The 12,847-nt window shown below is 62.2% G+C and carries 10 protein-coding genes; 6 read left to right on the top strand and 4 right to left on the bottom strand.

The annotated features are described in order from the left end of the window. Positions 1-207: 207 nt before the first annotated feature. Genes D460_RS0126425 through D460_RS0126415 form a run of 3 tightly spaced genes read right to left on the bottom strand, consistent with a single transcriptional unit; the run spans position 208 to position 3,244 of the window. Positions 208-1,014, bottom strand: a complete 807-nt coding sequence (locus tag D460_RS0126425) for an ABC transporter ATP-binding protein (RefSeq protein ID WP_026283572.1) — start codon at positions 1,012-1,014, stop codon at positions 208-210. Next, positions 1,011-2,108, bottom strand: coding sequence for an iron ABC transporter permease (locus tag D460_RS0126420; protein WP_018901621.1), 1,098 nt, complete (start codon positions 2,106-2,108; stop codon positions 1,011-1,013). Before D460_RS0126420 ends, D460_RS0126425 begins: the two co-directional genes overlap by 4 nt. An 11-nt stretch (positions 2,109-2,119) precedes the next feature. Beyond that, a complete protein-coding gene (locus D460_RS0126415; protein ID WP_018901620.1) occupies positions 2,120-3,244 on the bottom strand; it encodes an ABC transporter substrate-binding protein in 1,125 nt (374 codons plus the stop codon). Positions 3,245-3,467: 223 nt separating this feature from the next. On the opposite strand from D460_RS0126415, the gene D460_RS33910 reads away from it, so the two are divergent. Continuing rightward, entirely contained in the window at positions 3,468-4,421 is a 954-nt protein-coding gene (locus tag D460_RS33910) for a LysR family transcriptional regulator (RefSeq protein ID WP_018901619.1), read from the top strand. Here the strand turns inward: D460_RS33910 and D460_RS0126405 are convergent. Beyond that, positions 4,397-5,290 carry an aldo/keto reductase gene (locus tag D460_RS0126405; RefSeq protein ID WP_018901618.1) on the bottom strand — a complete coding sequence of 298 codons (894 nt, stop codon included), beginning with the start codon at positions 5,288-5,290 and terminating at the stop codon, positions 4,397-4,399. The genes D460_RS33910 and D460_RS0126405 overlap by 25 nt on opposite strands. Before the next feature lie 139 nt (positions 5,291-5,429). On the opposite strand from D460_RS0126405, the gene D460_RS0126400 reads away from it, so the two are divergent. From D460_RS0126400 to D460_RS0126380, 5 genes are all read left to right on the top strand, one after another. Next, positions 5,430-6,305, top strand: coding sequence for a LysR family transcriptional regulator (locus D460_RS0126400; protein WP_196809378.1), 876 nt, complete (start codon positions 5,430-5,432; stop codon positions 6,303-6,305). 233 nt (positions 6,306-6,538) lie between these two features. Further along, a complete protein-coding gene (locus tag D460_RS0126395) occupies positions 6,539-7,822 on the top strand; it encodes an extracellular solute-binding protein (RefSeq protein WP_026283570.1) in 1,284 nt (427 codons plus the stop codon). An 85-nt stretch (positions 7,823-7,907) separates the two neighbouring features. Beyond that, positions 7,908-8,840, top strand: a complete 933-nt coding sequence (locus D460_RS0126390) for a sugar ABC transporter permease (protein ID WP_018901615.1) — start codon at positions 7,908-7,910, stop codon at positions 8,838-8,840. Then, complete coding sequence (locus D460_RS0126385) at positions 8,837-9,679, top strand: carbohydrate ABC transporter permease (protein WP_018901614.1); 843 nt, start codon at positions 8,837-8,839, stop codon at positions 9,677-9,679. The genes D460_RS0126390 and D460_RS0126385 overlap by 4 nt, the downstream gene beginning before the upstream one ends. 27 nt (positions 9,680-9,706) lie before the next feature. Beyond that, the gene (locus tag D460_RS0126380) at positions 9,707-12,727 is read left to right on the top strand and encodes a glycoside hydrolase family 38 C-terminal domain-containing protein (RefSeq protein ID WP_018901613.1); all 3,021 of its coding nucleotides are present in this window, start codon (positions 9,707-9,709) and stop codon (positions 12,725-12,727) included. The last annotated feature ends 120 nt before the right edge of the window (positions 12,728-12,847 follow it).

Here is a 12,847-nt window from a genome sequence, read left to right as displayed (position 1 = left end):
ATATTCTTGCGCAGGAAGCTAGGACGCCGTGCATGGATTGATTACGACGCCACGACAGATAGCACCTATATCCCTCATTCATGAATACGATAGACGCGAGAATAGCACTTTGAATCAACTATTTATGCGAGTTTGCAGGACGCGGGTCGGCTGTTCAGCGAGTATAAAAACAATGTGATTGCGCCGCCGCGGCCGCAGCGAGCGTGCTTAAGCCTCGCATTCTTCGTCCACGATCACCTGTATATGGTTTCGCGAACAAGTCTCGACACGCGCGTCGACACCATACACGCGGCGAAGCATATCGGCGGTAACAACATCTGCGGGCTTCCCAAAACCATGAAGACCGCCCTCCGACAGAACCGCGACATGATCGGCATGCCGCGCGGCCAGCCCGACATCATGCAGCACAGCGACTGTGATCAGCCCTTGCGCAACGGTCAAATCGCGCACCTTGCGCATGATGCGTGTCTGGTAGCGCAGGTCCAGCGCGCTGGTCGGCTCGTCGAGCAGCAGAACAGCCGGGCGCCGCGCAATCAGCTGCGCAAGGCCGGCGAGTTGCCGCTGGCCGCCGGAAAGCTCCGACAGCGGTCGGTTGGCGATGTCCGCGATGGCAATCGCGTCGAGCGCTGCATAGGCTTCGAGCATGATCTCGTTGCCCGACAGACGGGGAAGCCCATGCGGGGCGGACGCGCGCAGCGTCGCGATAACGGAATCGAGAACCGTCAGCTCGATCGGCGGCGGCAGGGTTTGGGGCAAATAACCAAAGGTCGATGATCGGTCGGCGATGGCCATCGTAGCGGCATCGGCACCATCGAGCGTAACCTTGCCCGTCAAAGAACCCAGGCCGGCAAGCGCGCGCAACAATGTGGACTTGCCCGCGCCGTTGGGGCCGATGAGGGCCGTGACCGTGCCGCGCCTCAGGCTGGGCAGCGTGAAATCGCTCACGACCTGGCGGCGGCGATAGCCGACATTGACGCCGGTCAGGCGCAGTCCATCCATTTCAAACGTGCTCATGCCCGCCCCCGACGCAATACAAGCACGACGAACAGCGGCACGCCCACGAGAGCGGTCACGATCCCAACCGGTATCGTCACGCCCGGAATGATCGACTTGCTGGTGACCGATGCAAGCGACAGGATGAGCGCTCCGATCAGAGCGCTGACCGGAAGCAGAAAGCGCTGATCCTCTCCGACACATAGACGAGCAATATGCGGACCGACAAGACCGACGAAACCGATCGGTCCGACGCAGGCCACGGAAATGGAAGCCAGCAAGCTGATGCGGATGAGCGACAGAAAGCGCAACCGCCGTACATCGACACCCGAGCTCGCCGCCCTGTCCTCACCGAGACGCAGGACCGTCAGCTTCCAAGCGGAGCCTATCGAAAATGGCGTCACCACGGCGAGTGTCAACGCCAACAGGCCGACCTTTTCCCAATCGGCGCGCGCGATGCTGCCCAGCGTCCAGAATACGAGCTGCTGCAGAACGTCTTCGGGGGCGACAAGCTGCAGCAAGGCAACGATGGCATTGCAGGTGAAGACCAGCGCAATACCGAGAAGGATGATCGTTTCGCGCCCGCCCGCCGCCAGTTTCGACACCGCCTGTAGCAGAAGGACCGATCCGAACGAAAAGACGAAGGCCATGAGCGAGACGATCCAATTGGCCGAAAGCCCGGGCATAACCAGATTGAAGCTGATCGCGAGCGATGCTCCGACGGCTGCCGCCGACGAGACGCCGAGCGTGAAGGGGCTTGCAAGCGGATTGTCGAGCACGGTCTGCATCTCCGCGCCGGCAAGAGCAAGTGCTGCGCCGACCATAACCGCCATGACCGCATAAGGAAGCCTGACGTTCCACACGATCACCCGCGTGACCGCGTCCAGCGATGCCGGATCGATGATCCCTTGCAGGAGATCGGAAACTGGCAGGTTGGAGGCGCCGGTCACGAGATCGATGGCAGCAGCGGCGGCCACACAGAGGGCCGCGACCGCTACGACCAGCGCGCGGCGCAGCAGCAGCCGGCGATAGACCGCGACGGCAAGTGCCCTATCGACGGTGATCTCGGCAGGCGATTGCCTGCCGAGATGCGACCGATCGATGGCCTCAGGCAAGCGTAGCTCGCTCAACGCTTGGCTGCCGTATCGATCCAGTAGGTACCGGTCTCGTCCAGCGGCAGGAAACTCTTGTAGAGTTCGTGCTTGGTGGCTTCAGGATCCAGATCCTTGAAGAGGTCGGGATGGGTCCACTTAGCCAGCGCCTCGATGGCGAGGATGTTGTAGGGGGTGTTGTAGAATTCGTGCCAGAGGCCGTGGCTGCGTCCCTCGCGGATCGCGCGCAGGCTGGAGAATTCCGGACGCGTCATAAGGTCCGTCATCGTCTTTTCCGCAAGAGGCCGGTCGATCTGCGCACCGAGCTGCACGCCCGGCGCCCTGTTTCCGGTGGCGACATAGATGTCGGGATCGGATTGCAGCGCGTATTCGACGCTGATGTCGCCGATCGCGCCCGGCACGACGCCCTCGGCGATGTTGCGGCCGCCGGCTGCTGTGATCATCTCGCCGAGACCACCATTGCCAGTGGTGTGGCCAGGCGTCTTCCAGATGCCGGCGAGAAGCTCGAGAAACACCTTCGGACGTCCCTCGGGCGGCAGATCCTTCACGGCATCTGAAATGCGTGCCAGATGCGCATTGTAGAAATCAAGGAAGGCCGTCGCTTCCTTTTCACGCCCCAGCGCGGTCCCGAGCGCCTGAATGCTGGTGCGGGTGCCGGCGATCGGATGGACGCGAAAATCGACGAAGATGACGGGGATACCCGCCTTGGCGAGCACGTCGGCGATCGGGCTGTGTTCGCCCGGACCGTGTCCTGCAATGCTGAAGACCGCGAGATCGGGCTTCAGCGACAGGATCTTCTCGACGCTGACGCTTGCTTCGGAGGTTTCGCCGATGAGCGGGATATCCTTCGCCTGCGGATACTTCTGCAGATACCCTTCGAAGGTCTTTTCGTCGAGCTTGCGCAGATCGTTCTGCCATCCGACGATCCGGCCGAACGGGGCATTGTGATCCAGAAGCGCCATCGCATAGAACAGCCGGCCTTCGCCCAGAACGACGCGTTGGACGTGATCGGGGACATTGACCTTGCGCGACAGGACATCGGTGACCTCGGCGGCCCGAAGCGGCAGTGCGAGAGTGAAAAAGGCCGATGCCAGCGCTGCGGCGCGCAAGAGGCGTGAAACTGGGCGGGCAATATGCATGTCGTAAGATGCTCCTGATCAAATGTCCACGAGGGGTCCGAAGCCGCGCAGCCGATGGAACCGGCCTTCTCGATACTTGAGTGCAACAATCAGATTAATTCGTAATGCCGGAAGCGATCGTTGAACGGAACTGATAATTGGACATCTTGATATGCATCAAGGACATACTGTAGGTGCCTTATGTTAATCCTACACATATCGCTGCTTACGTACCGGACCTTCCATGCTTCGACCGAGCATCAACAATCTCGATCTCAATCTGCTCAGAGTTTTCGACGCGATCTATCACGAGGGTAATATCCTGCGCGCGGCGCAGCGCCTGGGGATGAGTCAACCGACGGCAAGCCACGCGCTGGCGCGGCTTCGTCATGCACTCAGGGATGACCTCTTCGTGCGTTCGGCGACGGGCATGATGCCGACTGCGCACGCCGAGCGGCTGGCCGAGCCGGTGCGCCAAGCCCTGACCCTACTGGAAGTCGGCCTTCGGGCGGATACGTTCGATGCCGCCGTATCGGAACAAACCTTCCGCGTGGCCTTCGACAATCTCTGCGCGATCGCGATCACGGAAAGCCTGCTGGAGGAGGTCGAGCGCGTCGCGCCGCATGTGCGGCTTGAGGTCTGGCCTAGTGGAACGATGGACATCGATCGCGCGATCGATTCGTCCGAGATCGATCTTTTCGTCGGCAAGAACGCGGAGAAGAGAGAACGTTTCGCATCCGAGGAAATCGCGCGAGCGGACTTCGTCGTCGTCGAAAAGGCAGGGCTCGACGCTGTCGAGACCGCCATGTCACCGGACGAATTTGTCGCGCGGCCGCACCTGCACATCTCGTCGACCGGCGACGATATGGCATTCATCGATCGTTGGCTTTCCCAGCAGGGCCTGAGCCGCACGGTTCGTCACAGCGTGCCGTTGCTCGGATGCGTCCGCCTTGTCGGGCGTCTGGATGCGCTCATCGTCTTGCGCCGGCCGATTGCCGAAGCGCTGGCGACGATCGCGCCGCTCACGATCCGGGAGCTTCCCTTCGCCTCGCCCATGAACTCGATCTGCATGCGTTGGCACCGGCGCCTTGACGCGCAGCCGGCACAGGTCTGGCTTCGAGGCTGCGTGCGCTCGGCATTTGCCCGCCTGCGGGCAACTGCCGGCGGTCGCGATCAGTCGGGTATCTTGCGCTCATAGAGTTCGTCGGGCAGGTTATCGGGATCCGGGCCTCCTCTTTCCCCGCGATCAAGCGCATCGATCGCCGCACGATCTTCCGCCGACAATTGAAAATCGAAGATGGCGAAATTTTCCGCGATACGATCGGGATTTGACGAGCGCGGAATGACCGAATTGCCGATCTCGATCTGCCAGCGCAGGATGACCTGTGCGGGCGTCCTGCCGTATTTCGCGGCAAGCTGCAGGATCAACGGATGGGTCAGCGGATCGTCAGAGGGGGCCTTGTCGTCTCCCCAGTAGCGCATCACGCCGCCGATGGGCGACCACGCCTGCGTCAGGACATTGTGCCTGGCGTCATGCTCTCGAATGGCCTGCTGCGTAAAGAAGGGATGCAGTTCGACCTGGTTGATCTGCGGCGCCATGCGCGCGCCGCCAAGCAAGACATCGAGATGGTTCGGGCCGAAGTTGCAGACACCGATCGCACCGACTTCCTTGTCAGCGACCATCTGCTCCATCTCGCGCCAGGCTTCGATCATTGCGGCCGGGTCTCGCACACCCGGTTGGTGCATCAGGAAGACATCGACCGTCGTCCCGAGCTTGCGCTTGCTGCGCTCAAGCGCGTGGCGAATGCCCTGCTTGCTGTAGTCGCTAACCCAGGCCTTGGTCTGAATGACGATCTCGTCGCGCGGGATGCCACTTTCAAGAACAGCCCGGCCGACCTGCTCCTCGTTGAAATAGGCCGCCGCCGTGTCGATCATCCGATAGCCGACATCGAGCGCGGTTTTGACGGCCTCGGCCGTTGCTTCCGGCTTGATGCGGTACACGCCATATCCGAGCAGCGGCAGCTGCAGTCCCGACGCCAGACGAGTGGTTTCTTGCGCTTGCTTCATCGGAAGCTCCAAGGCTTGAGTGATGTTTCACCTGAAGCTAAGCCGTTGAGATTTGCACAACAATATCCTAAAACTTTCACAGGCTGTTCGAAAGTCTTCATCAATGGCGCTGTATGATCTCGCATCCCTGAAAGTTTTCATGACGATCGCCGAACTCGGTAGCTTTCGTGCCGCGGCGCGCAAGCTCGGCATGTCGCCATCGGCGCTCAGCCACTCCGTTCGCGAGCTTGAGGCGAAACTGGCGGTGCGCCTTTTCAACCGCACCACACGCTCGGTTGCATTGACGGAAGCGGGGCAAAGGCTCGTGCACAGCGCCGCGCCGGCCATTTCCTCGCTCGACGATGCCATCCAGGATATCGTCAGCGGCGGAACGCGACCTTCCGGCCGACTGCGTATCACCTCGCCGGATGGCGCGGCGAGCTTCCTCGTCAGGGAGGTTTTGCCCGATTTCCAGCACGACTACCCCGATATCCAGATCGAAATCGTCACAGACAAGCGGATGGTCGATATCGTCAGCGAAGGCTTTGATGCCGGCATTCGGTTTCGCGATGCGATACCGAAGGACATGATCGCGATCAGACTGGGTCCCGTCGCCCGGGCTGCCGTTGTGGGCGCTCCTGATTACGTCAAGAGCCACCCGCTGCCCGAGGAGCCGATGGACCTGATGGCGCATAACTGCATCTGCCTCAAGTTCGATAACGGCCGCCCTTACAAGTGGGAGCTATCGAAGGGGAACGAGGCGGTTGAGCTCGACGTTTCAGGCCAGTTGACCGTGACGGATATGTCCGTTGCGGTGGACGCGGCCCTGGCCGGCCTCGGCCTCGCCTTCGTTCCGGAAGCTCTTGTAACGGATCATATCGCCAGCGGTCGCCTTATCAGGGTGCTTGCGGAATGGACACCGGCGATTGATGGGTTCTGGATGTATTACCCGCAAAACCGGCATCCCCCTTCAGCACTTCGCGCGTTTGTACAAGCTGTCCAGCTACACTCGCGCGGTTCCGAGGGATTTGTCTAGCATCGATTTGACTGGCATCTGAACAGCCCTCCTACCCATCCCTATGGATTGAACGCCTGCGCTTTCGCACGTGTCGCCAAGCGTGCAACCGCGCGCGCCGTTCGACTTGCTTGACACAAAAGAAAAGTGACTTAATCTAGTCGACGGATCGGAGGAGGCCCGTTGTTGTGGAGGCAGCGGCTCGGAATGGGATCCTGAATCGGGAGGAAATACTGGTGAAGAACAAGGCAATCATGCTCGCCCTTCTGGCGGGTTCGTTCCTGGCCGCGCCTGTTATCGCGGCGGCTCAGGATCTGATCACGGGCGACATCGTCGGCAAAGCCGACGCGCCCAACAAGCTCATTTTCCGCATGACGACAGACGGGCCGCGCAACAACGAGCCTGTTTACGCCGAGGGTTACAGCAAGCTCTTCAACGACTTCATCGCCAAGCGCCCTGACTGGCAGATCGAGCTGCAGATGATGTCTGGTGATATCGGCCAGGAGCAGGCGCGCATGCTCGAGCAGGCCAAGTCCGGTTCCGCGCCCGACTGCGCTGCGGTCGATTCCTTCGTGCTGCCGCTCTTCAAGAAATCCGGCGTGCTGCAATCCTTCTCGCCCTACTTCAGCAAGGAAGAGATCGGCCAGCTGTTTCCCTTCATTCGAGAGGGCATCACCGGTGACGACGGCAACATCTATGCCTGGTGGTGGTCGACCGACCTGCGCGTCCTCTACCGCAACAAGGAGATCGTCCCCGACGCGCCCCAAACCTGGGACGACCTGAAGAAAGCCGCCCTGCACTCCGTCGACGAGGGCATGGAGGGCATTCTCTTCAACGGCAGCCGCTACGAGGGCACGACCTTCGACTGGCTCGCCAACTTCTGGGGCCAGGGCGGCAAGCTGGTCGACGACCAGGGTAAGCCGATCTTCGGTGAGGGCGAAAACCGCGAGAAATTCATCAAGGCGGTGAACTACTATCGTGATCTGGTGGAATCGGGTGCTGCGCCCAAGCGCGTCGCGACGCTCGGCAGCTATGACGACTTCAATGCCGCTGCGGCAGCCGGAACGACGGCGCTCTTCGTTGGCGGCAACTGGCAGTATGCGCAGCTGAAGACCGCGCTCGACGAGGAGGAGTTCGCCAAGTGGACCTTCTCTCCCCTTCCCGGCCCGACCACCAATGAGCGCTCGACCGGCACCGGCGGCTGGACCGTCGCGGCCTTCAGCAAGGATGCCGCCAAGGTGAAGGTCTGCGCCGACCTTGCCCGCGAAGTCTATATGGGGCCGGCCAACGCGCTGCAGGAACAGCTGCCGACGCGCGCAGACCTCTACGACAAGTACGAAGTCTTCTCGACGCCGGCAAACAAGACCTTCGCCGAAGCCCTCAAGGTCGGGCAGGCGCGGCCGGGGGCTGCCGTCTATCCCGAAATATCCAACCAGATCCAGATCATGATGGGCAAGGTGCTGACAGGCACGCAGGCGACGGAAGCCGCCGTCGACGAGGCCTTCACCGCTTCGCTCAGCGCCTTCAAACGGAGCTGAGCTGATGATCGGTGGCGCGGGGTAACCTCACCCGCGCCACCGATACCGACTGCCTGATCTCAATGACACATGACCGGACGGATCGATGACCAATCTCAGCATTGCGGCCGAGACTGCGCCTACCGGAAGCAGGCTTGCCGCGCGAAAATTCTACCCCTCGCCCGCGCCCTGGCTGATGCCGCTGATCCTGGTTCTCGGGGTCTTCTATCTCTATCCGCTGATTGACGTTTTCCGCTTTGCCTTCACCAACATTTCGCTCGTCGGCAATGACGAGGAATACACGCTGCGAACGATCGCCAACACGCTTTCAAAGCCCGAGCTGCTGGAGATCCTTTGGGTGACGCTTGTCTTCACCGCCTCCAGCGTCGTTGCCCAACAGGTGCTCGGCTTGTTCATTGCGCAGGTCGTCGTGCGCAGTGAAAAGCGCGGCCTGTTCGGCTCGACCATCGTGCGCACCACGGCGCTGGTCGCCTGGGTGGTGCCGGGGATCGCCGGCGGCATCATCTGGAAGATGCTGTTCAATGAGGCGCCCTTCGGCGGCCTCAACAGCCTGCTCCGAATGCTAGGCGCCTCGCCCGTTCAGTGGTTGTCCGATCCGAACATGGTCATGTGGTCGGTCGTGATCTCCAACGTCTGGCGCGGAACGGCCTTTTCGATGGTCGTCATGTACGCCGCCATCAAGGCGATCGATCCGGAGCTCTACGAAGCCGCCGAGATGGATGGCGCCAATCCCTGGCAGCGGATGATCTACATCACGCTGCCACAACTACGCGCGGCGATCCTCGTCAACATGATCCTGATCACCATTCAGACACTGAACACTTTCGATGCGATCATCTCGCTGACCGGTGGCGGACCTGGCCGGGCGACCGAGGTTCTGTCGCTCTACACGTTCAACGTCGTCTTCAGGAACTACGATCTGGCGGCCGGGGCGGTGCTGTCTATCCTGATGCTCGTCATCAGCCTCAGTCTGGCGCTCGTCTATGCCCGCTTCCTGCCGAAGGGAGAACCCCAATGATCAATTCGAGACAGGAACGCATCGGCGATCTTTTCAGCTATCTCTTCATGCTGATCACCTTCCTTTTCTTCGCATGGCCGCTGGTCTGGCTGCTGTCGCTGGCGCTGCGCACCCGCAAGGAAGTGTTTCTCGGCGTATCCAGGCTGATCCCCAAGTCGCCGACACTCGACAATTTCATCGCCATCCTCTCCTCCGACAAGTTCGCGGGCTATCTCTGGAACGCGCTCATCCTGTCGACCTCAAGCGCGATCGGCTGCCTGATCGTGGCATTGCCGGCGGCCTACGCCTTCTCGCGCTTTCCGTTCCGCGGCAGGGGCCCGTGGATGATGGTGCTGCTCGCGTTCCAGATGATCTCGCCGCTCGTCATCATGGTGCCGCTATACCGCTACATGGCGAAGATCGGTCTTACCGACAGCCATTTCGGCGCGACGATGGTCTATATCGCGCTTGCCGTGCCGATGGTGACGTGGATCCTCAAGGGCTTCATCGACGGCATTCCGCGCAGCCTCGACGAGGCGGCGCTGATCGACGGATGCAGCCATTTCGGCGTCTTCTGGCGGATCATTCTGCCGCTCTCGACGCCGGGGATCGCATCCGCCTTCATCATCTCCGTCATCGCCGGCTGGTCGCAATTCCTCGTGCCCTTCCTGCTGATCAGCAAGGAGGCGCTGATGCCGATCGGCGTCGGCATCTTCCAGTATGCCGGCACTCAGAACGATAGTTCCATCCAGCTGCTGGCGGCCGCCTGCCTCGTGTCTGTCGTGCCCGCTATCGTCGCATTTCTTTCGCTCCAACGCCTCATTCTCGGCGCCATGACGGCCGGTGCTGTCAAGGGCTGATGTCTTTTCAAACCTCAGGATATGATCATGTCGCTTACGCTTGCCCAACGCCTCGACCGCATCCGCGTCCGCATGTCGGAACTCGAATACTGGCGCGCCCGTGAAACCGTTCAGATCAGCGATTGGACCTTCGACGGCGAGCCGATCGCGATCGGCGCCGCATGGCCGCGCAAGGACGGCACGGTGAGCTTCACCGCCTCGGCGCGCGTGCCGGAACATTGGCCGGTCGGGGAGGCACGGCTCAGTCTCAATCTCGGCGGCGAAAGCCTGATCACCATCACCGACGAGGCCGGCAACGAAACGCGGCTCGGGCTCGACCCCTATCACCAGGAATTCCGCCTGACGTCGCCCCGGATCAAAATCTCCTCGGAAACGGTCGCACGCCTGCCGTTCGGCGAGCCGGTCCGCGCGCCCCGGCTCGAGCGGGCGAACCTCTTGTGGCTGGACGGGCCGGTCGACCGGCTGTGGCTCCTCCTGCGCCAGATCTCGGAGGCGGTCGACACGCTGGAGGGCCATGAGGTCATTCCGCATCTGATCGATATCGCCGAGGCCGCCATGCGCGGGCTCGACTGGCCCTCGTCGACGGCAGCCTATATAGCGCGCATGTCGCCATCGGTCGGCCAGCAGAAGATCTGGCAGCTGCCGGAACTCGAAAGCGCTCCCGAAGGCCTCAACCAAGGGCAGCGCGCCAGCGTGGTCGCGGCTTACGACACGCTGATCAAGGAGCTGAAGCAGCTGCGCGAACGCTTCCCGCCGCAGGGCGAGATCGCGCTCACCGGTCACGCGCATATCGACCTTGCCTGGCTGTGGCCGTACCGCGAGACCCGCCGCAAGATGCGCCGCACCTTCCACACGGCACTCTCGCTGATGGAGCAGTCCTCCGACTTCCGCTTCAACCAGTCGACGGCGCATTATTACAACCAGATCGCGGAGGACGATCCCGAGCTCCTGAAGCGCATCGTCGAGCGCGTGAAGGAAGGGCAATGGGAAACGCTCGGCGGCATGTGGGTCGAGCCCGACACCAACATGCCGACGGGCGAGAGCCTCAGCCGGCAAATTCTCTACGGCCAGCGCTACTTCGAAAAGACCTTCGGCGTTTGCCACACCGTCTGCTGGCTGCCGGATTGCTTCGGCTTCTCCGGTGCCCTGCCCCAGCTTCTGCGCCAGGGCGGGATGAAGAGCTTTTTCACGATCAAGGTGAACTGGTCGGAGACCAACAAATTCCCGGCCGACCTCTTCTGGTGGGAAGGCCTCGACGGCAGCCGGGTGCTGACGCACACCTTCGATAATCCGATGCATGGCTATAACGGCTTCGTGCAGCCGGATTGCTTCGTGCCCACATGGAGGAACTTCCAGCAGAAGGACAAGCACGAGACGACGCTTCTGGCCGTCGGCTATGGTGATGGCGGCGGCGGCGTGACGCCGGAAATGATTGCCCGCGAAGAGCAGCTGCGCGCCTTCCCGGCACTGCCGGCCGCACGCTGGACAAAGGTGCACGACTTCTTCGAGGGGGCGCACAAGAGTGCCGCCGAAAAGGAGCTCACGACGTGGCAGGGCGAGATCTATCTCGAGCTGCACCGCGCGACGCTGACCAGCCAAAGCGTCGTCAAGCGCCTGCACCGCAAGGCCGAACGCAGCCTGATCACCGCGGAAACCCTTGCCGGGCTGGCGCACCTCATGGGCGGCGAGAAGCCGGCATCGCTGGAGAACGAATGGCGCGTCGTGCTGAAGAACGAGTTCCACGACATTCTGCCGGGTTCCTCGATCGCCGAGGTCTATGCCGACAGTGCTGAAGAACTCGACGGCGTGATCGCCGATGGCCAGGCCGCGCAGGCTAGCGCCCTCGCGGCCATCGCCAAGCAGTTGCCGTCGGGAAGCGGCAGCAACGTGCTGGTGGTCAACCCGTCGCTGGATGAACGGCCCGTGCGGCTGACGCTCGCCGATGGCAGCCACGTCGCTTCACGCGACAGCATCGCCCCGCTCGCCATCGCCGTCATCGACATTGCCTCGCTGAAGGCGCAGCCGGGCCTTTCGGCGAGCAGCAGCCACCTTGAGAACGACACGCTGAAGGTGACGCTGGCCAAGGACGGCTCGATTGCGAGCATTCTGCACAGGCCGAGCGGCCGCGAGGCGCTGGAAGGCGCCGGCAACCGGCTGTTCGTCTACCCGGCCGACAAGCCGCGCAACTGGGACGCCTGGGACGTCGAGGAGGACTATGCCGCGCGCGGCGAGGAGATCACCGCGCTTGACAGTATCGAGCTGATCGAAAACACCGCGCACCGCGCGGCGATCAAGATCGTGCGCACCTGGCGCCACTCGCGCATCACGCAGATCCTGTCGCTCGGCGCCAATGCCCGCCGGCTTGACATCCAAACCGAGCTCGACTGGCACGATCGTCGCGCGTTCCTCAGAACGCTGACAGCGGTTGCCGTGCGCAATGCGCGCGCCACCTGCGAATGCGCCTATGGCGTCGTCGAGCGGCCTACGCATTCTAATACGTCATGGGACGCGGCGATGTTCGAGGCGCCGGCGCATCGCTTCGCCGATCTGTCGGAGCCGGGCTTCGGCGTCGCGATCCTCAACGACGCGAAGTATGGGCATAGCATCCGCGGCAACGTGCTCGGCCTCTCGCTGCTGCGCTCGCCCATCTATCCCGACCCATTGGCCGATGAGGGGTTGCAGAGCTTCACCTACTCGCTGATGCCGCATGAGGGTTCGTGGTACGAGGGCGGCGTGCGCGAGGAAGCCGACGACCTCAACCAGCCACTGCTGGCGATGGCCGTGTCGGACCGCGCCGTCGGGGCGTGGCAGCCGATCAAGGCTGAGGGTATCGATGCCGCTCTCTCGGCGATCAAGCCGTGCGAGGATGGCGACGGCCTGATCCTGCGCGTCTACGAGCCTGCCGGCCGTCGCGGCGCCTTCGGCCTGACGCTGCCGCAGGGATGGCGCAACGAGGGAACGGTGAGCATTCTGGAAGAGCCGATGCGCGATGTGCCGGTCGAGGGATTGATGCCGTTCCAGGTCAAGAGCTGGCGCATTTCGCGCTAGCCGACTTCAGCGGATGGTCGAAGCCCAGCCACCGAGCGGCTGGGCTCTTTCCGTTTACAGCACAATGACTTAGACTCGATAGGTCTTGTGGCGGTTCAACATATGCGACACCTAAGAGGA

Origin of the sequence: Rhizobium sp. 2MFCol3.1 (genome assembly GCF_000377565.1) — a bacterium.
GTDB lineage: Bacteria > Pseudomonadota > Alphaproteobacteria > Rhizobiales > Rhizobiaceae > Rhizobium.
Note: the sequence above shows the minus strand (reverse complement) of the source record. Positions and strands in the feature narration are given on the sequence as shown.

What these genes read in the sequence shown, in the direction of transcription:
- D460_RS0126425 (WP_026283572.1), bottom strand. Translation starts at nt 1,014, where the DNA reads ATGAGCACGTTTGAAATGGATGGACTGCGCCTGACCGGCGTCAATGTC.
- D460_RS0126415 (WP_018901620.1), bottom strand. Translation starts at nt 3,244, where the DNA reads ATGCATATTGCCCGCCCAGTTTCACGCCTCTTGCGCGCCGCAGCGCTG.
- D460_RS33910 (WP_018901619.1), top strand. Translation starts at nt 3,468, where the DNA reads ATGCTTCGACCGAGCATCAACAATCTCGATCTCAATCTGCTCAGAGTT.
- D460_RS0126405 (WP_018901618.1), bottom strand. Translation starts at nt 5,290, where the DNA reads ATGAAGCAAGCGCAAGAAACCACTCGTCTGGCGTCGGGACTGCAGCTG.
- D460_RS0126400 (WP_196809378.1), top strand. Translation starts at nt 5,430, where the DNA reads ATGACGATCGCCGAACTCGGTAGCTTTCGTGCCGCGGCGCGCAAGCTC.
- D460_RS0126395 (WP_026283570.1), top strand. Translation starts at nt 6,539, where the DNA reads ATGCTCGCCCTTCTGGCGGGTTCGTTCCTGGCCGCGCCTGTTATCGCG.
- D460_RS0126390 (WP_018901615.1), top strand. Translation starts at nt 7,908, where the DNA reads ATGACCAATCTCAGCATTGCGGCCGAGACTGCGCCTACCGGAAGCAGG.
- D460_RS0126385 (WP_018901614.1), top strand. Translation starts at nt 8,837, where the DNA reads ATGATCAATTCGAGACAGGAACGCATCGGCGATCTTTTCAGCTATCTC.
- D460_RS0126380 (WP_018901613.1), top strand. Translation starts at nt 9,707, where the DNA reads ATGTCGCTTACGCTTGCCCAACGCCTCGACCGCATCCGCGTCCGCATG.